Source organism: Kitasatospora sp. NPDC053308 (genome assembly GCF_055585785.1).
This window is the reverse complement of record NZ_JBVJJY010000004.1, coordinates 37,612-59,195: the sequence shown is the minus strand read 5'-3', so window position 1 is coordinate 59,195 and position 21,584 is coordinate 37,612. Positions and strand designations below refer to the sequence as shown.

The 21,584-nt window shown below is 75.5% G+C and carries 19 protein-coding genes; 12 read left to right on the top strand and 7 right to left on the bottom strand.

Features of this window, described 5'->3' with window-relative positions; translation table 11 throughout:
- Positions 1-384 precede the first annotated feature (384 nt).
- On the top strand, positions 385-2,001 hold the full coding sequence (locus ACZ6Y7_RS10935; RefSeq protein WP_465757562.1) for a tannase/feruloyl esterase family alpha/beta hydrolase: 1,617 nt from the start codon (positions 385-387) through the stop codon (positions 1,999-2,001).
- A 99-nt stretch (positions 2,002-2,100) separates the two neighbouring features.
- Here ACZ6Y7_RS10935 and ACZ6Y7_RS10930 read toward each other — a convergent pair whose 3' ends face one another.
- Positions 2,101-2,568, bottom strand: coding sequence for an SsgA family sporulation/cell division regulator (locus ACZ6Y7_RS10930; RefSeq protein WP_465757561.1), 468 nt, complete (start codon positions 2,566-2,568; stop codon positions 2,101-2,103).
- 283 nt (positions 2,569-2,851) lie between these two features.
- On the opposite strand from ACZ6Y7_RS10930, the gene ACZ6Y7_RS10925 reads away from it, so the two are divergent.
- The gene (locus ACZ6Y7_RS10925) at positions 2,852-3,778 is read left to right on the top strand and encodes an alpha/beta hydrolase (RefSeq protein ID WP_465757560.1); all 927 of its coding nucleotides are present in this window, start codon (positions 2,852-2,854) and stop codon (positions 3,776-3,778) included.
- A gap of 98 nt (positions 3,779-3,876) precedes the next feature.
- Here the strand turns inward: ACZ6Y7_RS10925 and ACZ6Y7_RS10920 are convergent, their stop codons facing one another.
- The 3 genes from ACZ6Y7_RS10920 to ACZ6Y7_RS10910 form a co-directional block, all read right to left on the bottom strand.
- A complete protein-coding gene (locus ACZ6Y7_RS10920) occupies positions 3,877-4,305 on the bottom strand; it encodes an SRPBCC family protein (RefSeq protein WP_465757559.1) in 429 nt (142 codons plus the stop codon).
- A 43-nt stretch (positions 4,306-4,348) separates the two neighbouring features.
- Entirely contained in the window at positions 4,349-5,212 is an 864-nt protein-coding gene (locus ACZ6Y7_RS10915) for an alpha/beta fold hydrolase (protein ID WP_465757558.1), read from the bottom strand.
- Between the two features lie 134 nt (positions 5,213-5,346).
- Entirely contained in the window at positions 5,347-6,711 is a 1,365-nt protein-coding gene (locus tag ACZ6Y7_RS10910) for an amidase family protein (RefSeq protein WP_465757557.1), read from the bottom strand.
- A 188-nt stretch (positions 6,712-6,899) separates the two neighbouring features.
- Here ACZ6Y7_RS10910 and ACZ6Y7_RS10905 point away from each other — a divergent pair, with 188 nt between their 5' ends.
- On the top strand, positions 6,900-7,094 hold the full coding sequence (locus tag ACZ6Y7_RS10905; RefSeq protein WP_465757556.1) for a hypothetical protein: 195 nt from the start codon (positions 6,900-6,902) through the stop codon (positions 7,092-7,094).
- Positions 7,095-7,213: 119 nt separating this feature from the next.
- Here ACZ6Y7_RS10905 and yczR read toward each other — a convergent pair whose 3' ends face one another.
- Positions 7,214-8,656, bottom strand: a complete 1,443-nt coding sequence (yczR, locus tag ACZ6Y7_RS10900; protein ID WP_465757555.1) for a MocR-like transcription factor YczR — start codon at positions 8,654-8,656, stop codon at positions 7,214-7,216.
- Between the two features lie 135 nt (positions 8,657-8,791).
- Here yczR and yczE point away from each other — a divergent pair, with 135 nt between their 5' ends.
- Both yczE and ACZ6Y7_RS10890 read left to right on the top strand, forming a co-directional pair.
- The gene (yczE, locus tag ACZ6Y7_RS10895; RefSeq protein WP_465757554.1) at positions 8,792-9,538 is read left to right on the top strand and encodes a membrane protein YczE; all 747 of its coding nucleotides are present in this window, start codon (positions 8,792-8,794) and stop codon (positions 9,536-9,538) included.
- A 150-nt stretch (positions 9,539-9,688) separates the two neighbouring features.
- Positions 9,689-10,306: a TetR-like C-terminal domain-containing protein gene (locus ACZ6Y7_RS10890; protein WP_465757553.1), complete on the top strand. Its 618-nt coding sequence runs from the start codon at positions 9,689-9,691 to the stop codon at positions 10,304-10,306.
- Between the two features lie 147 nt (positions 10,307-10,453).
- Here ACZ6Y7_RS10890 and ACZ6Y7_RS10885 read toward each other — a convergent pair whose 3' ends face one another.
- Positions 10,454-11,311 carry a slipin family protein gene (locus tag ACZ6Y7_RS10885; protein ID WP_465757552.1) on the bottom strand — a complete coding sequence of 286 codons (858 nt, stop codon included), beginning with the start codon at positions 11,309-11,311 and terminating at the stop codon, positions 10,454-10,456.
- A gap of 342 nt (positions 11,312-11,653) precedes the next feature.
- Between ACZ6Y7_RS10885 and ACZ6Y7_RS10880 the strand changes: the two genes are divergently transcribed.
- Positions 11,654-12,304, top strand: coding sequence for a helix-turn-helix domain-containing protein (locus tag ACZ6Y7_RS10880; RefSeq protein ID WP_465757551.1), 651 nt, complete (start codon positions 11,654-11,656; stop codon positions 12,302-12,304).
- Between the two features lie 65 nt (positions 12,305-12,369).
- Here the strand turns inward: ACZ6Y7_RS10880 and ACZ6Y7_RS10875 are convergent, their stop codons facing one another.
- Positions 12,370-13,617, bottom strand: coding sequence for an MFS transporter (locus ACZ6Y7_RS10875; RefSeq protein ID WP_465757550.1), 1,248 nt, complete (start codon positions 13,615-13,617; stop codon positions 12,370-12,372).
- A gap of 165 nt (positions 13,618-13,782) precedes the next feature.
- Between ACZ6Y7_RS10875 and ACZ6Y7_RS10870 the strand changes: the two genes are divergently transcribed.
- From ACZ6Y7_RS10870 to ACZ6Y7_RS10845, 6 genes are all read left to right on the top strand, one after another.
- Positions 13,783-14,805: an ArsR/SmtB family transcription factor gene (locus tag ACZ6Y7_RS10870; protein WP_465757549.1), complete on the top strand. Its 1,023-nt coding sequence runs from the start codon at positions 13,783-13,785 to the stop codon at positions 14,803-14,805.
- Between the two features lie 280 nt (positions 14,806-15,085).
- Positions 15,086-16,324, top strand: coding sequence for a styrene monooxygenase/indole monooxygenase family protein (locus ACZ6Y7_RS10865; protein ID WP_465757548.1), 1,239 nt, complete (start codon positions 15,086-15,088; stop codon positions 16,322-16,324).
- Between the two features lie 157 nt (positions 16,325-16,481).
- Positions 16,482-17,006 carry a hypothetical protein gene (locus ACZ6Y7_RS10860; protein WP_465757547.1) on the top strand — a complete coding sequence of 175 codons (525 nt, stop codon included), beginning with the start codon at positions 16,482-16,484 and terminating at the stop codon, positions 17,004-17,006.
- A gap of 93 nt (positions 17,007-17,099) precedes the next feature.
- Positions 17,100-18,011, top strand: a complete 912-nt coding sequence (locus ACZ6Y7_RS10855) for a phytoene/squalene synthase family protein (protein ID WP_465757546.1) — start codon at positions 17,100-17,102, stop codon at positions 18,009-18,011.
- A 207-nt stretch (positions 18,012-18,218) separates the two neighbouring features.
- Positions 18,219-18,386, top strand: a complete 168-nt coding sequence (locus ACZ6Y7_RS10850; protein WP_465757545.1) for an SflA family class IV lanthipeptide — start codon at positions 18,219-18,221, stop codon at positions 18,384-18,386.
- Positions 18,387-18,457: 71 nt separating this feature from the next.
- Complete coding sequence (locus ACZ6Y7_RS10845) at positions 18,458-21,184, top strand: class III lanthionine synthetase LanKC N-terminal domain-containing protein (protein ID WP_465757544.1); 2,727 nt, start codon at positions 18,458-18,460, stop codon at positions 21,182-21,184.
- The last annotated feature ends 400 nt before the right edge of the window (positions 21,185-21,584 follow it).

Genomic DNA, 21,584 nt, shown 5'->3' with positions numbered 1-21,584 from the left:
TGGGATCCGGATCTCACCCGGAGATGTCGTCGTCACCCGCCATGTCGGTCACTCCTCGATCGGATCGATCACGTCGATCACCCGGACTTCGGGTCATCCGCAGCGTAGCAGGTCTTGCGGGTCGGCCACCGTGGATTCTCCACCGCCCGCTCGCTGGCCGCTCGTTGACAGCCCTCGGGAGCCGTGCCAGCATCGTCACCAGTTGAACCGGTGATGGTGACTGGGCGGCCCTTCGGCCGACGGGCCGCGCAGAGGTGTCACCGCGACGTCCCCGCGTGACTGCGCGCCCGAGGGCGAGCGGTCGGGCCCATGCCCACGCCTTTCTCCCCTCCATTCCTCCCGTCACCTCCCCTGACCTCCTTGACCCCCTTGGACGGGACACCCATGAAGAGATTCCTGATCGTGCTCGCGACCGGTGCCGCGCTGGCGGCGGCCGACCTGCCGACGGCGGCGGCCGCGTCCGGCGGTGGTCCGGCGCCCGCGACGTCCTCCTGCGCGCCGGTGTCCGTCGCGGCCCCCGCCGGCACCAGGGTGGAGTCGGTGACGGCGCTCCGCCGGGAGGGCGGCACCGTCGACGGGACCGGGGTGGTCGGCGGCCAGGTGACCGGTGTCCCCGCCTTCTGCGAGGTGACCGTCACCCTGACCCACCCTGGCGACGACGACCACGCCAAGGTGCGGACCTGGCTGCCCCTCACCGGCTGGAACGGCCGCTTCCAGGCGCTCGGCGGCAGCGCGTACGCGGCCGGGGACAACAACGTCGGGCTGGGCACGGCCGTCAAGAACGGGTACGCCGGCACCACGACCGACGCCGGGCTCGGCGACGCCGTCGACGTCAGCTGGGCGCTGGACGCCAAGGGGCGGGTCAACACCGCGCTGCTGGAGAACCTCGCCTCGCGGTCCCAGCACGAGGCCTCGATCGTCGGCAAGCAGGTGGTCGCCGCGGTCTACGGCCGCCACCCCTCCTACTCGTACTTCAACGGCTGCTCCACCGGCGGCCGCCAGGGCTACATGGAGGCCCAGCGCTACCCCGACGACTTCGACGGCATCCTGGCCAACGCGCCCGCCGTCAACTGGGACGAGTTCGAGGTCGCGACGCTGTGGCCGCAGGTCGTCATGAACAACGAGAAGACCTACCCGTCCCCCTGCGCGTTCAAGGCCTTCACCGACGCGGCCGTCAAGGCCTGCGACCCGCTCGACGGCGTGCGGGACGGCCTGGTCAGCGACGCGGCGCGGTGCGACTTCGACCCGCGCCGGCTGATCGGCACCACGGTCGTCTGCGACGGCCGGGAGTCGACCATCACGGCTGCCGACGCCGCCGTGGTGCGCACGATCTGGGACGGTCCGCGCACCGGCTCGGGCCGCAGGCTGTGGCCCGGGGCCCCGGTCGGGGCCGACCTCTCGGGGCTGGCCGGCACCACCCGGCCCGACGCCGACGGCGTCGTCAAGGGCGCACCGTTCCCGGTGCCGGCGCTCTGGGTGTCGACCTGGCTGAAGAAGCAGCCGTCCTTCGACGTCTCGACGATCACCTACGACCAGTTCACCCGGCTGTTCGAGCAGTCCCGGGCCGAGTACGACCGGATCATCGGCACGGACGACCCGGACCTGTCCGCCTTCCGGGACTCCGGCGGCAAGCTGCTGAGCTGGCACGGCCAGGCCGACCAGTTCATCCCCACCCAGGGCACCGTCGACTACCGCCGCCGGGTCGAGCGGACGATGGGCGGCACCGAGCGGGTCGACGCGTTCTACCGCCTCTTCCTCGTCCCGGGCGCGGCGCACTGCGGTCTCAACCGGGGCCAGGGCACGACCGACGACCTCGCGGCATTGACCGCCTGGGTCGAGCAGGGCAGGGCCCCCGCGACGCTGCCCGCCACCCTGGTCGACGCCACCGGACGGAGCGTCAAGCGCGACCTCTGCAGGTACCCCGAGGTGTCCCGCTACACCGGCCACGGTGATCCGGCCGCGGCGGCCGGCTTCCGCTGCGTGCCCCCCTCCCGGCACTGATCCCTCCGGAGCCCCGTCCCGGCCCGTGCCCTCCGTCCCGGCCCGTGCCCCCCGGCGCGGACCGGGACGCCATGCGTTTCCCACGATGGCGGGCCGCGGTCACTCGTACGGCGGGTCCGGGCGGTCGGCCAGGCCGCGCAGGAATCCGTCCCAGTCCAGGCCGTCCAGCTCGGTCTCGGCCGGGGCGATCCGGTAGCCGGCCTCCAGCCAGGCCGTCAGGGGCCCGGCCGGCAGCTCGAACAGGGCCTCCAGCTCCGGGGTTTCGAGCAGCAGCCAGGACGTCGGCCGCTCGTCGGGCTGGGCGGGCCACATCCGGACGTCGCCGCAGCCGCTCATCGTCGTCAGGCCGCGGTGCAGGAGCTCGCGGCCGAACCGCCAGACGAGGCCCGGGCCCCGCTCGGCGAGGAACTCGACGGTGATCACCGCGGGCATCGCCGGATCGAAGCGGAACTCCGCCCGCGAGGGGAGCCGGGTGAACTCGTCGAGCATCCGGTCGACGGCCAGGACCAGCGGGGGCAGGTGCTCGGGCGCCGAACGCGCCCTCGGCGGCGGTTGGTCGCGGTGCATGGCAGGAGGTCCCCTCCGGGGTGCGAACGGTGTGGCCGCCACTCTCCGCCGGACGCGCCCCCGCCCGCATCGGTCACATGACGGTCAAACGACGCTGTGCGGAGGCGAGTTCGACCGGCCGCGGCGGTGCGGCCGGCCGGGTACGAACTGGTGCGGCCCACCGTCATTTGACTGATCCGCCGGTCCGTCCGCCGGCTGCACAGTGGGGCCCGGACGCCGCCGCCCCGGTCGGGGAGCGGATCCGACGCACAGCCCCAGCAGACCGAGAGGGAAGAGCACCCCCATGCACAGGACCGACGTCCGTTTCCCCAGCGCCGGCATCGAGATCGCCGCGCACCTGTACACCCCGGCCGCTCCGGCGCCCGGCCCGAGGCCGGCGCTGGTGGTCGGCCACCCCGGTACGGGGGTGAAGGAGCAGACCTCCGGCACGTACGCGCGGCGGATGGCCGAGCGGGGGTTCGTCACCCTGGCCTTCGACGCCGCGTACCAGGGCGAGTCGGGCGGCCTGCCGCGCGGCCTGGAGGATCCGGCGCAGCGGGTGGAGGACTTCAAGGCCGCGGTGTCGTACCTGATGACCCGGGAGGAGGTGGCCGAGGAGCGGGTCGGGCTGCTCGGCATCTGCGCCTCCGGCGGCTACGCGCTGGCCGCCACCGGCGGTGACCAGCGGGTCCGGGCGGTGGCCACGGTGTGCACCGCCGACCCGTCCCGGCAGTTCCGGCTGGGCGCGGACGGCACGCAGGACCCGGCGGTCTTCCGGGCGCTGCTGGACGCGGCCGCCCGGGCCCGCACCGCGGCCGCCCGGGGCGAGGACCCGGGCGCGCTGCCGGTGTTCCCGGAGACGGCGGAGGAGGCGGCGGCGCTCGGCGGCGAACACGCGGCGGAGGGCTTCGCGTACTACTGCACGCCGCGCGGCGGCCACGAGCGGTCCGCGAAGGTCTTGGCCTGGGCGAGCGTCGACCGGCTGGCCTGCTACGACGCGTTCTTCGCCGTGCCGCTGATCGCCCCCCGCCCGATGCTGCAGGTCGTCGGGGAGCGCGCCGTCACCTCCTGGATGGCCGTGGAGGCGCATCAACGGGCGACCGGGCCGAAGGAGTTGGCCTGGATCGAGGGCGCCGGGCACGTCGACCTGTACGACCGGGAGGAGTACGTCGGCCAGGCCGTGGACCGGCTCGCCGCGTTCTTCACCCGCCACCTGGGGGCCGAGGCCTGACCGGCGGGTCTGACCGGCCGGCCTGACCGAGGGGCCGGACCGGTACGCCGCACGGGCCGACGGCTCGCGCCGTCGGCCCGTGCGGGGGCGGGGGAGGTTCACCCGGCGTGCAGGGGCCGGGCGAAGGACCTGCGCAGGGACGGCGGCGCGGCGACGGGTAGGAGCGAGGCGAGCATCCTGCCCTTGAGGGTGGCCGGCCGGCGCGTCAGCTCGACGTCGACCCGGGTGCCCTCGCCCTCGGGGGTCAGCCGGAAGACCCAGCCGCCGCCGGGGCCGAAGAGCTTGGAGTCGAGGGTGGTGACGGTCACGGTGTCCCCGCCCGGCCGCCACGTGTACCGGGCGCGCTCCCAGGCGGCGGCCGTGCCCTCGGTGACCTCGGCCCAGGTGTCGCCGAGGCCGTGGACCTCGAAGTGCTTCGCGTCGATCGTGGGCCAGGCCTCGGCGCGGGCGGGGCTGAAGTCGGTCAGCACCGCGAGGACGTCCTGCGGGGCGAGGGTGGAGACGAGATGGAACCGTACGACGGGCATGGCGGGCTTCCTGACGGAGGAGTGGGTGGTCCGGCCGGCGAGGTCAGCGGGCGGTGGCGCGGGCGGCCTGCTCGATGACGTCGGCGACGAGCCGGGGGTGGGAGACGGCGACGGAGTGCGAGGCGGCCACCTCGGTGGTCCGGGCGTGGGCCCGCTCGGCCATGAAGCGCTGGACGGCGGCCGGGATGTTGAGGTCCTGGGTGGTGACGACGGACCAGCTGGGCTTGGTCTGCCAGGCGGCGCCGGTGGCCGGTTCGGTCAGGGCGGCCTGGGCGATCGGGCGCTGGGCGGCGGCCATCAGCGCGGCCTGTCCGGCCGGGACGTCGGCGGCGAACTGCCGGCGGAACAGGTCCTGCTTGATGTACAGGTCGGTGGCGGTGCTGCCGTCACCCTGCCGGTAGGTGACCTGGTCCAGTGCGTCGGGGAGGGTGGAGCCCGGGTACCTGCCGGTGAGTTCCAGCGCGGTCTCGCCGGGGGCGGGCAGGAAGGCGGCCACGTAGACGAGCGCTTTCACGTCGGGGTCGTTCGCGGCGGCCTCGCTGATGACGGTGCCGCCGTAGGAGTGCCCGGCGAGGACCTTGGGGCCCTGGATGTGGTCGAGGACGGTGCGCAGGGCGGCGGCGTCGGAGGCCGGGCCGCGCAGCGGGTTGGCGGCGGCGATCACGGGGTAGCCGTCGGCGCGCAGGCGGGCGATGACGTCGTTCCAGCTGGAGCCGTCGGCGAAGGCGCCGTGCTCCAGGACGATGGTCGGCTTGGCGCGACCGCCGAAGGCATCGGCCTCGGCGGTCGCGCCGGTCGCCCCGCTCGCGGTGCCGGTGAGGGCGAGGGCGCAGAGCGCGAGACCCGCCGCGAGGGCCGGGACGGCACCCGTCATCCGTCGCTTGCGTCCACGCTTGATGCTCACCACGACAAACCCCTTTTCGGACGGTCCGGACACGAGCGGATCCGGCGATCGGCATGCCGTCACCGCTCTGACTGGTGATGAGTTTGTCGTGGCGCTTCGTCACCTGTCAAGGTGGTGACGAAGGTGAGCGGCGGGCGTCAGCCGCACCGGAGCAGGGCGTCCACCCGCGCGGCCACGGACAGCAGCGCCCGGTCGGCGCTCCGGCGCCCGATCAACTGGAGGCCGACGGGCGGCGTGGCGGTGACCGGAAGCGGCAGCGTCACCGAGGGCTGACCGGCGGTGGCGGCGGGGGAGGTGTTGCGGATCAGGGTGAAGAAGGTGGGCGCGTCCCGGCCGTTGAGGGGCAGGGAGTCCTCGAACCGGCGCAGCGGCCGGGCGCACACCGGGACGGTGGGGCTGAGGACCGCGTCCAGGCCGTGCGCCGCGAACAGCTCGTCGTAGGCGGCCTGCAGCACCCGGCGCTGCGCGAGCGCCCCCGCCAGTGCGGCGGGCCCCGGGTACCCCGGGCCGGTGGGCAGTGCGGTGGCCTTGAGCAGGTCGCCGATGGCGGGGTCGCCGACCGCGTCCAGGACCTCGACCGGGCTGGGGCCGGCCCGGTGCTCCGCCAGGTAGCGGTCGAGCGCGGCGGCGAACTCGCCGAACACCAGCGGGAATCCGATCCGGGCGTCGTGCTCGGCCAGCTGCGCGGTGTCCACCGCCACCCAGGTGTGCCCGGCGGACGTCAGGCGGTCGACGGCCGCGTCCCAGGCGGCTCGGACCGGGCCCTCCAGGTCCTCGGTGAACACGTGCCGCGGCAGGCCCAGCCGGAGTGGGCGGGAGGGGCCCGGCGCGTCTCCGGTCTCCCCGGTGACGAGGGTGTCCAGCGTCAGCAGCAGGTCCAGGGTGCGGGTCATCGGGCCGGCCGTGTCCCGGGTGGGGCACAGCGGGGTGAGGCCCGCCGAAGGGTAGCGCCCGGCGGTGGGGCGCAGCCCGTAGATCCCGTTCAGCGCGGCCGGGATGGTGACGGAGCCGCCGGTGTCGGTGCCGAGCCCGGCCTCCGCGACGCCCGCCGCCACCGCCGCGGCCGTGCCGCCGCTGCTGCCGCCCGCGAACAGCGCCGGGTCGGTGGCGTTGCCGACCGGGCCGTAGGTGTGGTTGCAGGAGGTGGCGCCCAGGGCCAGCTCGTGCAGGTTGGTCTTGCCGAGGACGATCGCCCCCGCCGCGCGCAGGGCCCGGACGACGGGCGCGTCGGCGGCCGGCACGAAGTCCGCGAGCGCGGGGGTGCCGGCGGTGTTGGGCAGGCCGGCGACGTGGATGTTGTCCTTGACGACGAGGCCCCAGGGCCTGCGTTCCCCCGCGGCGTCCCCGCGGTGCCCGGTGTCGCGGCGGGCGGCTTCGGCGCGTGCCCCCTCGGCGTCGAGCGTGATGAACGCGTTGAGGTGCGCCGTCGCGGCGGCCCGGTCGAGCGCCGCCTCGACCGTCTCCCGTGCTAGGCCCCGGCCGTCGGTGTCCGGTGTGACCATGCGGTCCTCTCCTTCGTGCTGGTCTTCGTGTCCGCGGGCGGGGCCGTGGCGGCCCCGCCCGGGCAACCCTGCCGCAGGGGGCCGGGGCGGAACAGCGGATACCCGGCGCCGCCGGGTCGGGCGGCACTGCCGCCGCATCGCCCGTCACTGCCTTGACAGGTGACGGCGGGAGGCGCAGGCTGAGGGGCATGAGTGAGGACCCCGGCCGCGACCCCGCCGCGGAAGCGCGGCGCGCACGCTACGGCACGCTTCCCGAACGCATCCCCTTCGCGTCCATGACGGAGGAGGTGGACGCCGGCCCGGGCGGCGGGGCGAACGATCCCTACGACCCGGAACGCGCCTGGACGTTCCCCAACTGCCTGGCCGTCGACCTCGGCCTGTAACGCCGGCTCCGGGGCGACTCCTCCGGGGACCGCACCCTGGCCCCCCGGGTGAACGGGCCTCGGCTCCGGCCGCGACGGGACCACGACCGGGAGCCGGGGCCCCGCCTGGGCGGGCGGGGTCAGACCACCAGGTGTGCCCGCCGTGCCGTCGACGGCACGGGGAGCCCCTGCGCCACGGCCGCCGCCATCCGCCGGACCGCCTCGCGCAGGACGGCCGGCGGCATCGTGTACGGGATCCGCAGGCGGTTCTCGAAGACGCCCGGGTCGGCGGCGAAGAAGGCGCCGCTCTCGATCCGGACGCCGTGGTCCAGCAGACGCTCGGCGAGGGCGGTGGCGACCGGTTCCCCGAGGTCGACCCAGAGGGACAGCCCGCCCGGCGGCAACTGCCAGCTCCACCCCGGGAAGTGCTCCGTCAGGGCTCCGGCCAGGGCGGCGCGTCGGGCGCGCAGCGCGTCCAACCGCCCGCGCACCAGGTCCTCGTCGGCGTCGAGCAGGTTACGGGCCACCAACTGGTCCAGCACGGAGCCGCCCAGGTCGTTGGCGATCCGCTGGCCGGCGAGCTCGGTCACCAGCGCGGCCGGCGCGCGCAGCCAGCCGATCCGCAGGCCGCCCCAGTGCGTCTTGCTCATCGAGCCGACGGTGATCACCCCGCCGGCTCCGCCCGACCCGGCCCGGGCTGCGAAGGGCGCGGGCGGCGGGCAGTCGAGGGCCAGCTCGGCCATGGCCTCGTCGATCACCAGCCAGCTCCCCGCGGCCCGCGCGGCCCGGACGACGCGGGCGCGATCCTCCTCCGGCATCAGCAGACCGGTGGGGTTGTGGAAGTCCGGGGTGAGCAGGGCCAGCCGGGGAGCCGCCCGGTGGAAGGCGGCTTCGACGGCCTCGACCTCCCAACCGTGCTCCGCCATCGGGGTGGGGACGAGCCGCAGCCGGGCGCGCCGGGCGGCCTCCAGGGCGTTGGGGTAGGACGGGCTCTCCACCAGGACGCGGTCGCCCGGCGCGGTCAGCAGCCCGATCACCAGGGTGAGCGCGTGCTGCGCCCCAGAGGTGATCAGCACCTGCTCGGGCACGGTCGGCAGCCCGCGCCGGGTGAACCGCTCGGCCACCGCCGCCCGCAGCGCCGGCAGCCCGTACGGGTGGTAGCCGGGGCCGCCGGTGTACACCGCCAGCTGCGGGGCGACCTCGGCCAGGGCCGCGTCCAGGACGTGCTGCGGCAGGCCGCAGGCGGCGCGGGCCAGGTCGATGGCGGCGTCCGGGCCGGGGAGCACCCGGCTGACCTTGTGCGGCACGACCTCCTTCGGCAGTGCCGTCCAGGTGCCGGAACCCTGCCGGCTGCGGGCGTACCCGTGGTCGCGCAGCAGCGCGTAGGACTTGGTGACGGTCGGCCGGCTGAGCCCGAGGGCGGTGGCGAGCGCCCGCTCGGCGGGCAGTCGGGTGTGCAGCGCGACCCGGCCGTCCAGGATCAGCGCGCTGATCGCCTCGAACAGATGGCGGTAGACCGGCCGGGCCTCCGGCAGGCCGGGCAGCAGCGCGGCCAGTTGTCGTGCGCCGAGCGCGTGGGTCATCGTCCCGGGCCCCCTGGGATCGGCTCGGTGGACCATACCACTTTCCGCCGATTGGCCATCCGATCGCGGGCGGCGGTCGTGGAGACTCCCCGGCAGGTGCCCAGCACCCCGCACCAGGACCGGAGGAACACCCGCATGCCCGTCAGCACCGCACCCCCGCGCCACCCGTCGACCGGGGGCCTCGGCTACCTGCCGCTCGCCGAACGCCCGCTGCACCGCCTCGCCCGGCTGTTCGGCGGACTGGCCCTGTACGGGTTCAGCCTCTCGCTGCTGGTCCGCGCCGCCCTCGGCGTCAACCCGTGGAGCGTGCTCTACCAGGGCGTGCAACGCCACTCCGGGCTGAGCTTCGGCACGATCAGCGCCGTCGTGGGCGTGCTCGTCCTGCTGGCCTGGGTGCCGCTGCGGCAGCGGCCGACGCTCGGCACCGGCGCGAACGTGGTGGTGCTCGCCCTCTCCTCCGACCTCGGGCTCGCCGTCCTCCCCGAGGACCTCGGACTGCCGGCCCGCGGCTGCCTGCTCCTGCTGGGCGTGCTGCTCAACGGGTTCTCCGTCGCGGTCTACGTCGGCGCCCGGTTCGGGCCGGGCCCCCGGGACGGTCTGATGACCGGACTGGCCGCGCTGACGGGCCGTTCGCTGCGGACCGTCCGGACCGGCCTGGAGGTCACCGTCCTCGCGGCCGGCTGGCTGCTGGGCGGGACGGTCGGGGTCGGCACCGTCGCCTACGCCCTCCTGGTCGGGCCGGTCACGCAGTTCTTCCTGCCGCGCTGGACCTACCGCGAGCGGGGCCCGGCCGGGAACCCGGAAGCGTCCGACCCGGCCGTCCGGGGCGAGGGGGCCGCGTACCCCGGTCCGGGGGTGGGAGGGAACGGGTTCGTTCACTAACATCGACAGTAGCCCGTGAGAGGAAAGCCCCCTTCGCCTCCGCGCGTGCTCGGAGACCGTTCCGGAGTCCGGCGGGCCGGAGAACCGCGACAAGGGCGAACGCGTGTACCGAGGGGATCGAGGAAGGGCGACTGAAGAAGGTGCGCAGCCATGACCGCTGATACGGACGCCGTCCACGGACCGGTGACGGGGGCCCCGCTGCGGCGGCGCGGCGAGGCGCTGGAGAGCGCCATCTTCGAGGCGGTCCTGCGGCAACTCACCACCGACGGCTACGCCCGGCTGACCATGGAGGGCGTGGCCGCCGCGGCGCAGACCGGCAAGGCCGCGCTCTACCGGCGCTGGTCCTCCAAGGAGGAGCTGGTCATGGACGCGCTGCGGGCCAGCCTGCCGCCCGGCGGGTCCGCCCCCGACACCGGCAGCCTGCGCGGCGACCTGCTGGAGGTGGTGGCCGGGCTGCGCACGGCGATGTTCAGCGAGCTGGGCGCCGCCGTGCGGGCGATCATGAGCGAACTCGACCACCAGAGGGCGCACGCCTTCGTGGAGATCGTGTTCGAGCGGGTGGTCGAGCCCACGACCGCGCTGATCGCCGAGGTGCTGGACCGCGGCACCGAGCGCGGTGAGGTCCGGCCGGGCGCCGTCACGCCGCTGGTCACCGACGTGGTGCCGGCGCTCATGCTGTACCGGATCAAGATGTGCGGCGGGGACGCGGTGCAACTCGACCCGGCGGAGATCGTGGACGAGGTACTGCTGCCGATCGTCCGTCCGTGACGGGGTCCACGCCCACAGCGGCGCAGCAGCTCCTCGCGCTCGACGACCGTGACGCGCTCAGGGCCCGCGGCCTGGCCGATGGCCCGCTCCCGGGCGTCCGGCAGCTGCCGGCCCGGACGGGTTCGCCCGGGCCGGCCGCGCGGGGCGTCAGCGCCCGTCGGCGGGGGCCTGCGCGGGTACGGCCGGGTTCGGCCCGGGTACGGCCGGCGGGGCGGGGTCGGGGGAGGCGGCGCCGGGGCCGTTCGCGCCGTCGGCGATCCGGGCCGCGGAGGACTCGAAGAAGCGCAGCAGCTCCACCGGGAACGGCAGCACCAGCGTCGAGTTCTTCTCCGCCGCGACCTCCACCACGGTCTGCAGCAGCCGCAGCTGCATCGCCGCCGGGGTCTCGGCCATCCTGTCGGCCGCCTCGGCGAGCTTGGCGGCGGCCTGGAACTCACCGTCGGCGGTGATGATCCGGGCCCGGCGCTCGCGGTCGGCCTCGGCCTGGCGGGCCATCGAGCGCTTCATCGAGTCGGGCAGGCTGACGTCCTTGATCTCCACCCGGTCGATGTGCACGCCCCAGCCGGTGGCCGGGCTCTCCAGCATGACCTCCAGCCCCTGGTGCAGGTTCTCCCGGCCGGAGAGCAGGTCGTCCAGCTCGCTCTTGCCGATGATGGACCGCAGCGAGGTCTGGGCGACCTGCAGCATGGCGAAGGCGTAGTTCTGCACGTCCACGGTGGCCTTGATCGGGTCGACCACCCGGAAGTAGAGCACCGCGTCGACGCTCACCGAGACGTTGTCCTTGGTGATGCCCTCCTGCGCGGGCACCGGCATGGTGACCACCTGGACGTTGACCTTGCGCATCCGCTCCAGCACCGGCACCAGCAGGGTGACGCCCGGCTCGCGGACCCGCCCGCTCACCCGCCCGAGCCGGAACACCACCCCGCGCTCGTACTGCTGCACCACCCGTACCCCGGTCGCCAGCCAGAGCAGGAACAGCACGGCGACGATCACGACGAATGCCACGATTTCGACCTCCCCCGTCGCGGCGCAGCCGGGCCGGGACCGGAGTGGCCCTGTCGCGCGGTGCGAGCCGCGCTGGACAGTATGCGCCGGGGGTGGGAGGGGTGACAGGCGTGTGCACAGCGGTTTTGACGGATCTTTAGCGGGCGGAGGGAGCGCTGCCGGCGCGCGGGCGCCGCGGTGGCGTGGTGCCGACACGCACGGGGCCCGGCCGTTGCTCGACTTGCCGCAGGCCGGACGCTTGGATGGGTCCGCCCTGGTCAACTCGACGGGACCGTACCGGAGTGCGCCTCTACGCGGCCCGGGCCCGGCCCGAACGCCCCCGGCAAGCCGAGGAGTCACCCCGTGCACGACACCACCGACCCCGCCGCCGTGGCCCAGCGGATCGCCGAACGGTGCGACCGGCTGGGCATCACCGAGGACGACCTGGCCCGCCGGGCCGCGATGGCCCCCCGCTACCTGCGGCACCTGCTCGGCGCCGGGCCCGACTTCGACCCGGCCGGCTTCGTGCGGATCGCCGCCGCGCTCGGCTGCAGTCGCGACGAACTGCTGACCGGCCGCGCCGACGCCCCGCCCGGCCACGGCGGCCCCGGCCCGCACCCCCGGCTGCAGAACCTCACCGAGGCCGAGTGCTGGGAACTCGTCGGCACCCACGGCATCGGCCGGATCGGGCTGGCGGTCGAGCCGGGGCCGGTGGTCCTGCCCGTCAACTACGTGGTCGACCGGGCGTCCTTCGCGTTCCGCACCGGCGAGCGCCACGCCGCCGCCCCGGCCGAGTCCGCCCCGGTGTCCTTCGAGGTCGACCGCATCGACGAGTACCTCGGCCGCGGCTGGAGCGTGCTCGCCCTCGGCCAGGCCCATTACGTGACCGACCCCGAGGAACAGCAGCACCTGGCCGCCCTCCCCGGCGCCACCCCGTGGGCCGGCGGCGACCGCCCCCGCTGGGTCCGGATCCGCCCCGACGAGATCACCGGCCGCCGCCTGGTCACCGGCTGACCCCGCCCCGCGGGGCCGCCCACTCCATCGCGCGCGTCGGCCCGGCTCCCGCGGACGACGCGAGGTCAGGCCTGCTGGGAGCGGGGGGACGGGCGGTCCTTCGTCCGGGGTGGCGGCCGACGGTCCGCCGGGGTGCGCGGGGCGGTGCGGGCGGTGGCGGCGAGATGGCGGGTCAGGGCGAGCAGGGCGAGGAGGGCCAGGAGGGCCAGGAGGGTGCAGACGCCCCACCAGCCGGTGCGGGCCCAGACCCGGCTGCCGAGCCAGGAGCCCGCGCTGCCGCCCAGGTAGGCACAGGTCATGTAGGCGCTCCTGAGGCGGCCGCGGGCTTCCGGCCGGAGCGTGTCGACCCGGGTCTGGTTGGCCACCATGCCGCACTGCATCGCGACGTCCAGCAGCAGGGTGCCGACGGTCAGGGCCGCCAGGCCGAGCGGGCCGCCGTGGCCGCCCGCCGCGAGGGCGGCGGCCGAGGCGAGCACGCCGAGCAGGCAGACCAGGTTCACCGGGTCGGGGCCGTGCCGGTCCACCAGCCTTCCGGCGTACGGAGTGCAGAGCATGGTCGCCGCGCCGACCAGGGCGAGCAGCCCGACCGCCCGGGCGTCCAGCCCGTACGGCGGGCCGGTGAGCAGCAGGGCCAGGCAGGTCCAGACGGCGGAGAAGCCGGCGAAGACGCTCGCCTGGTAGCCGCAGGAGCGGCGCAGTTCCGGCTCGGTGCGCAGCAGGCGCAGGGGTTCGGCGAGCAGGGCCCGGTACGGCTGCCGGGAGGGCGCGGTGGTGGCCGGGACGGCGCGGGCCAGGACGGCGGCGAGGAGCAGGGTGAGCGCGGCGGCGACCAGGTACGGGGCCCGCCAGCCCAGCCACTCGCCGAGGGTGCCGCCGAAGGTGCGGGCCAGCAGCATGCCGCCGGTCGATCCGCTCAGCAGGGTGCCGATCACCGCCCCCCGGCGCCCGGCGGAGGTCAGGTTCGCGGCCAGCGTGCCGACGATCTGGGCGGCGACGGTGGTCAGGCCGACGGCGGTGCTCGCCGCGACCAGGACGGGCAGGTCCGGCGCGCAGCCCGCGGCGAGCAGGGCGAGACCGGTGAGGCAGAGCAGGCTGACCAGGAGCGGGCGGTGGGGGAGCCGGTCGCCGAGCGGTACCAGGAGCACGATCCCGGCGGTGTACCCGAGCTGCGTGGCGGTCACGACGAGGGCCGCCGTGTCCGGCGGCGCGTGGAGTCCGGCGGCGATCAGCGGGGCGACGGCCTGCGGGAAGTAGAGGTTGCCGACCGCGACGGCGCAGGTGACGGCGAGGAGCAGGACCAGGCGGCGGGTCATCGGCCGGCCGGCCCGGGTGCGGCGGGGGTCGTGGTGGTCGCCGGTGTCGGGCCGGCCGGTGCCGGGCTGTTCGGGGTCGGGCCGGTCGGTGTCCGGTCGGTCGGTGTCATGGCGTCAGTGCACGGCATCGGCGGGGCGCCGCCAATCGATGTAGCGTGGGGCTTCATGATCAGCTTCGAACTCGGCGTCGAGGACCTCGCGGACACCCGGTTCGCGCTGTCGCCGCTGCACGAGGCGGTGCTGAGCCTGCGGGTGCTGCAGGACCCCGGGCTCTCGGCGCTGCACCTGCCGTGGCGCAGGTCGGTGCTCGGTCGGCTGGGGGCGCTCGACACCGAGCTGCTGCTGGCCCTGGTGGCGCGCCGGCGTACCGTCCCGGACCATCTGACACCCGTCCCGACCAGCTTCGCGCCGGACTTCCGGGACGAGCTGGCGGTCGTGCGCCGGACCTCCCCGGAGCTGGTCCGCCGCGACCTGCTGCTCACGCACGCGCCGGATCCGGTGCCCGGGGCCCTGCGGGCGGCCGTCGACGGCGACGACGCCGCGGTCGCCGCGCTGCGCGACGCCGTCTGTGACCTCCTGCACCGGTACTGGCGGTCGGCGATCGAGCCGGAGTGGCCGCGGATGCGGCTGGTGCTGGAGGCGGACATGACCTACCGGGCCCGGCGGCTCGCGCTCGGCGGCGCCCGGCTGCTGTTCGCCGACATGCACCCGGACCTTTGCTGGCGGGACGGCGTGCTGCACGTCGACCGGATGATCAGCCGGCACCGGGTCGCGGCGGCGGGGCGGGGTCTGCTGCTGATGCCGTCCGTGTTCGCCCACAAGCCCGCGCCGCCGCTCAGTCCGCAGGAGCCGCCCAGCCTGGTCTACCCGAGCCGGGGCGTGGCCACCCTGTGGGACTCCCCGCCGGGTGGCGCACCGCAGGACGGCTCCCCGCCGGGTGCCGCTCCGCGGGTGCTGGCGGCCCTGCTCGGTGCGCCGCGGGCCCGGCTGCTGGTGCTGCTGGAGGAGCCGACCGCCACCGTGGAGATCGCCCGCCGGCTGCGGGTCACGCCGAGCGCCGTCTCCCAGCACCTGCGCGTCCTGTACGCCGCGGGTCTGCTCGCCCGCGCCCGGGACGGACGCCAAGTCCTGTACCGGCGCAGTGCGTTGGGCGACCGGCTGGTGGCCGGGCGGGCGGGCGGCGGGTAGTGCGGGTGCGGAGCGGCGGCCGGCGCGCGCTGACCGTGAGCGGAAGCTCCGCCTCCCCCTCCTCGACCCTGCCCCGACCAGGGCTCGACCCGGCCTCGACCCTGCCCCGAACCGGCCTCGACCCGGCCCCGGCCAGGCCTCGCACGTCCGTCCATTCGCCGCACGGTGCACGGCACGGCCCGTGGACGGGCGGGCCGATGACTGGTATCCAGGCTGCGGGGCAGTCGCGAAGTGCCGTCCGGCTGTGGAGCCGTGACGCACCACCAGGAGAGCAGGGGCGATGCGCAGGATTCTGATCGTCGGCGCCGGGCAGGCCGGGCTCCAACTGGCCCTGGGGCTGCAGTCCCACGGCTACGACGTGACGGTGCTGACCGACCGCGGCGCGGACGAGGTGCGCTCCGGACGGGTGCTGTCCAGCCAGTGCATGTTCGACTCCGCGATGCGGACCGAGCGCGCCCTCGGCCTGGACTTCTGGGCCGACGCGGCGCCCCGGATCGAGGGGGTCGGGCTGTCGCTGAGCGGGCCGGCGGCGGAGCGGGTGGTGGACTGGGTCGGCCGGCTGGACGCCTACGCGCAGTCCGTCGACCAGCGGGTGAAGATGTCCGCCTGGCTGGAGGCCTTCGCCGAGCGCGGCGGCCGGGTGGAGCTGCGCCGGGTGACCGCCGCCGACCTGCAGCACCTGGCCGGCTCGTACGACCTGGTGCTGGTCGCCTCCGGCAAGGGCGCGCTGGGCTCGCTGTTCGAGCGCGACCACGTGCACTCGCCGTACGACCGGCCGCAGCGGGCGCTGTCCGCCGTCTACGTGCACGGGCTCGCGCCGCGCCCCGAGCACGACTTCCCGGCGGTGCGCTGCAATATGGTGCCCGGGGTCGGCGAGCTGTTCGTGGTGCCGGCGCTGACGGTCTCCGGGCCCTGCGACATCCTGCTCTGGGAGGCCGTGCCGGGCGGGCCGGCGGACGCCTTCGACGGGATCCGCGATCCGGCCGAACACCTCCGGGTGACGCTGGAGTTGATGAAGACCTTCACGCCCTGGGAGTACGACCGGGCCCGGACCGGCGTCGAACTCACCGACGCGGGCGGCACCCTGGCCGGCCGCTTCACCCCGGTGGTCCGCCACCCGGTCGGCGAACTCCCGGGCGGCGCGGTGGTGTTGGGCGTCGCGGACGTGGTCGTCACCAACGACCCGATCACCGGCCAGGGCGCCAACAGCGCGGCCAGGTGTGCCGCGGTCTACCTGGCGGCGATCCTCGCCCACGGCGACAAGCCCTTCGACCGGGACTTCCAGCAGGCCGCCTTCGACGCCTTCTGGGAGACGGCGGGCCCGGTCACCGTCTGGTCCAACGCGATGCTCGCGCCGCCGCCCCCGCACGTCCTCGACCTGCTCGTCGCGGCGGGCGAGCACCCGGCCGTGGCCGACCGCTTCGCCAACAACTTCGACGACCCGGCGGACGTGGACCGGTGGTACCTCGACCCGGCCAAGGCGGCCGCCTACCTGGCCTCGGTCACGGCCGGGAACTGAAAGGTCAAATCTTTCCAAGTCCCGTGCGCGAGCGGGCCGATCATGGTGGGTTCTTGTCACCCCCTCGCCGAGGGGGCCTCCGGCCCGGACATCCCGTCCGAGCCGTGGAGCCGGGACGGACGACGGGAGGCACGTGGTGGCGGTCGACGGGGGCAACATGGCCCAGGCTGTGATCGATACGGCGTACAACGAGCGCAAACGGCTGCACACCGGCCGCAGCCGGACCACCGCCGTGATCGTCCTGGGCCTCCTGGCGGCGATCGGCCTCTTCCTGGCCCTGGTGGTGGGCAAGTCCGACCCGGACTCCGCGCCGACCTGCGACGGCCACACCATGACACGGGACAGCGAATGCCGGATCTGGTCCAACCACGGTGGTGGAGGCACCTACTCCTACGACGAGATGATCGACCGCCGGGAGTCCTCGAACGGGACCTGGAGGGTCGTGGGCTTCGGCGTCGCCGGGCTCTCCGTCGTCCTGATGCTGGTCTCCTACAACAAGCTGGACCCGAAGCGCCCCTGGGGCAAGCCGGTCAGCGCGGCCTGCCCGCGCTGCCGCGAGACGAACCTCCGGGAGAAGCTCACCGTGCACAGCGTCACCAAGGGCCGGACGACGTACCGCTACAGCGGCATCGTCACGCTCTGCACCCCGGCCTGCGGCTTCTCCACGATCCGCCAGCGCTGACCCAACCGCCGGCCCCCGCGGGACCGCGGAGAGGGCGGACCGCTCCCACCCACTACGCTCGACCCCGATCGAACACGTGATGGGGTGAACCGAGTGAGCAGGTGGGAGCGGGCGCTGGACGCGGCCGGCGTGCACGACCCGGGGCTGCGGGCCGACTACGACCGGCAGCGCCGGCGGCTCACCCGGTACCGGCGGGAGGCCACCGTGGCGGCCGGCCTGCTGCTGCCCGCCCGCACCGTCCCGCACGTGATCGCGGCCGCCGCCTTCATGCACCACACCGACACCCTGCTCGACAGCGGGCCCCTCGCGGAGCGCCGCACCGCCTCCGCCCAGTGGCAGCGCCGCGTCACCGAGGCCCTCGCCACCGGCCGCACCGACGACCCCGAGCTGCGCCCCCTGCTGCACAGCGCCGACGCGCACCCCGTGCTGCGCGACCTGGTTCCGGACTTCCTCGCCGCGACGGACGCGGACCTCGACTTCACGGGCTTCGCCACCGAGGAGGAGTACCAGGCGTACGTCGACGGGTACTCGCTGCCCGGCTTCATGGTCGTCGCCGCGGTGCTCGGCCCGGACGGCGACCAGAGCGCCTACCGCGCCGCCTGCCGCACCTACATCGACGCCGGCCAGCGACTCGACTTCGTCAACGACCTCGCCGAGGACCTCGCCGACGGCCGGCTGACCATCCCCGAGCAGACCCTCGCCGAGCACGGCGTCACCCGGGACGACCTGGAGCAGGCCCGCGACCGGCCGGCCGTCCGCGCGCTGATCGGTGACCTGCTCGACCGGGTCGACCGCACCCTCGCCGAGGGCCGGGCCGTCGTCGAACTGGTGCCGGCCGCCCACCGGCCGATGGTCCGGTGCCTCATCGGGGTCGACGAGCTCACCAGCGCCGCCGCCCGCGCCGACCGCGGCGCCCTGCTCCGCCGTTCCGCGAGCCCCGCCAAGGGCGCGGCACTGCGGCTGCTGGCGCGCGAGTACCTCCGGGCCCTGCGGGTCCGCGGCTGACGGGGCGCGACGGGCTCTGCTGACGGGCCCGACCGGTGAAGGGGAGGGGGTGTGAGGGGCTGCGCAGGCGGCGTCCACAAACGGAACCACTCTTTGTCGTAGGCGATCCGTCGGCTCCGTCCGAGCCCTGTCCCGGCCCGGAGGGCGTGGCTAGCCTGGGGAACCCAGTCAGAGGTTCCAACGATTCGCATCATCGGGAGGATTCACATGAGTGCAGTCATGGCCGACATCCGCGACGCCGGTCCGCTGGACATCGACGAGGACGCCATCGCCTTCGAGGACGAGTTCGACGCCGACCTCGCGCCGGTCGCGTGCCTCGCCGACCCGTGGGTCACGTACGTTCCGACCCGCTTCCCCTGTGAGATGAACGCCTGACCCAGGCACCGGCGGACGACCGACCGAGGAAAAGAGCCAGGAAACAGGCGGACCGGGGGAGGGACGGATCCTTGACCACAGCACCCGACCCCGGCTCCGCCGAGGCACTGCGGCACCGGGTGGAGGCGCTCGCCGCCGCCGCGTCCGCACCGCACGGGCCGCTGCGCACGGACGGGCCGTGGTGGTACCTGCGGGACCCGCGGATGCCGCAGCTGGCCCACGGGTGGAAGCTGCACGTCTCCACCCGACCGGGCGACCTGGCGGACCTGCTCGACGTGGTGGTCCCGATCCTGCTGCGGCACACCGGGGACGTGAAGTTCGCCCGGAGCGCGGCGGTGCTGCGGGAACTCAACAGCGGCCGGCACGGCGCCGCCGCCGTGGGGAAGGCCGTGACGCTCTACCCCCGGCCGGACCACGTCCACGCCCTCGGGCTGGAGTTGGCGCGCGCCTTGGCCGGCTGGCCAGGTCCCGAGGTGGTCAGCGACCGCCGGATCCGGCCGGACGCCCCCGTGCACTACCGCTACGGCCCGTTCCGGGTCACGGAAGACGAGGCCGAGCGCGGCATGACCGGCCCCGACGGCTCGCTGTTCCCCGCCCTGGCCGAGCCCCGCTACCGTCAACCGCCCTGGGCGAGCGACCCGTTCGCACCGCGAGGCGACCGCGCCCGTCCGACGACCACCAGGGTCGGCGACGGCCGCTACCGCATCACCGCCGGGATCACCCGCGCGCCGAGCGGCCACGTCTACCGCGCCGTCGAACTCGCCACCGGGCGCGAGGTGGTGGTCAAACAGGCCCGGGCGTTCGTCGCCGAGGACGGCAGCGGCACCGACGCACGCGGCCGGCTGCGCCACGAGCGGCGGGTGCTGGCCGCACTCGCCGGGGTGCCCGGAGTGCCGGACCTGGTCGACTACTTCCGGCACGGCACCGACGAGTACCTGGTCAGCGGCGCGCGCGGGCAGCGCGACCTGCGGCGGGACGTCCTGACCCGCGGTCCGTACGGCGCGGGCGGGCGATCGGGTGTGGCCGGGGGATCGGGTACGGCCGGGGGAACGGGTACGGCCGGTGGGCCGGTCGGAGGAACGGCCGGGAGCTGGACCGGGGGACGAGCCGACGGCACAAACGGGGCGCCCGGTGGGCGCGACTGGTGGGTGCTCGCCCGCAGTCTGCTGCGGATCCTGGACGCGGTGCACGCCCGCGGCGTGGTGGTGTGCGACCTCAAGCCCGCCAACGTGGTGCTCGACCGGGACGGCCGCGCCTCGCTGGTCGACTTCGGGGTGAGCGCCCTGAACGGCGAACGCCCGCCCGGCGCCACCGCCGGCTACGGCCTGCCGGGCGGCACCGGTCACGACCCCACCGAGGACCACTACGCGCTGGGCACCACCCTGCACCACGCCCTCACCGGCCTCGACCCGGTCGTCATCGACCCCGACCCGGCGACCAACCGCGACCGCACCCTGGCCTGCCTGCGCGCCGCCCTGCCGACCCCCGGACACCCGGCGGTCGACCTGGTGGAGGGGCTGCTGAGCTTCGACCCGGCGCGGCGTGCCGCTGCCGCGTCCCGGTTGCGGGACCGGGGGCCGGTGAAACCGGTCGCTCTCGCCCCGGCGGGTGCCCGGCCGGACCGGGGCCTCCTGGCGGAGGCCCTCGACCACACCGTCACCACCTGCGTACGGATGGCCCGCGACCTGGTCGCCGCCGGCCCCGGCGCCGAGCGGCCCCGCACCCTGCTCTCGCTCTACGACGGCGCGGCCGGACTCGGCCTCGAACTGCTCCAGCACCCCGACCGCGCGGACGCCCGCTCCGCCGCCGCCGACCTGGCCCGCTGGACCGCCGCCCACCCGGCCCTCGACCGGCTGGACGACTCCCTCTACCAGGGCCGCATCGGCGTCCGGCTGTTCCTCGCCCAGGCGGCGGCCGTGCTCGGCACGCAGCCGCCTCCCCCCGGCCTCGGCGGTGCGTCGGGCGTCGGTGGCGCGTCGGGCCTCGGCGGTGCGTCGGGCGTCGGTGGCGCGTCGGGCCATAACGGCGCGTCGGGCCTCGGCGTGGGCACGGACCAGATCGCCGGTGCGGCCGGGATCGGCACCGGGCACCTGCTCCTCGCGGCCCTCGGCCCGGCGGAGGACGCCCTCCGGCACCGGGAGGCCGCCGCCCGCTGCGCCGTACGGCTGACGACCGGTCCGCTCGACGGACCCGAGGACCCGCCCAACCCCGGCACCGCCGCCCTCGCCGAAGGCTTCGCCCACGGCCGCGCGGGCATCGCCCACTTCCTGCTCGCCATGCCCGACGAGGCGTCCCGGCGGACCGCCCGCCGGATCGTCGACGGCCTCGCGGCCGACCTCCCCCGGATCGTGGACGCGGCCCGCCGGCCCGGAGCCACCCGGCGCTACCTCTCGTGGTGCCGGGGCCTGGCCGGACTCGGCACGCTGCTGGTCCAGGCCGGCCTGCGCTACGGCGACGAGGAGCTGATCGCCCTGGCCGCAGAGGCCGCAGACGCCTGCCGGACCCTCGCCCCGAGGACCGCCCAGGTCTTCCGCTGCTGCGGCCTGGCCGGCGTCGGGGACCTCCTGGTCGACCTGGCCGCGGCCACCGGCGACGACCGCCACCGGGAAGCGGCCGAGGACCTCGCCCACCTCCTCCTCGCCCGCGCCGGCGGGCCCCCGGGGCGGCCCGTCCTCCCGAGCCGCCGACCCGACGCCGAGTCACGCGCCTGGGCCGTCGGCACCCCCGGCGTCACCACCTTCCTCCGCCGCCTGTCCCGCCGGGGCGGTCCGGTCCCGGGCCTGCTGCCACTGCGCTGAGACGCGCCGTCGGCGCGGTCCGCTCCCGCCACGGGACCTGACGCCCGGAGCGGTGCCGCCGACGGCGTCGACCGCAGCCGTGCCCGTAACCTCGGCCGCCCGCAGTACCGCCCGTAACCTCGGCCGCCCGCAGTACCGCCTGCATCCTCGCCCGCCCGCAGCACCGCCGATGGCCGGTCGGCGGCTCCTCGGTGAGCCGGCTACCCGGTGGTCCGGCGGCTCGGCGATCCGGTGATCACGGCGATCCGGCGGGTCCGGCGGGGCCCGGAGCCGTCGCGGGGCCCGTGCGGGCGCACGGTGGCGGGTTCCGTGCGGTGCGGGGGCTGCGGTGCCGGGCGCCGGGGCGGCCCGTCCGGCCGGAGGCGGAGGGTGCGGGCCGTGCCGGTGGTCCGGCGAACCG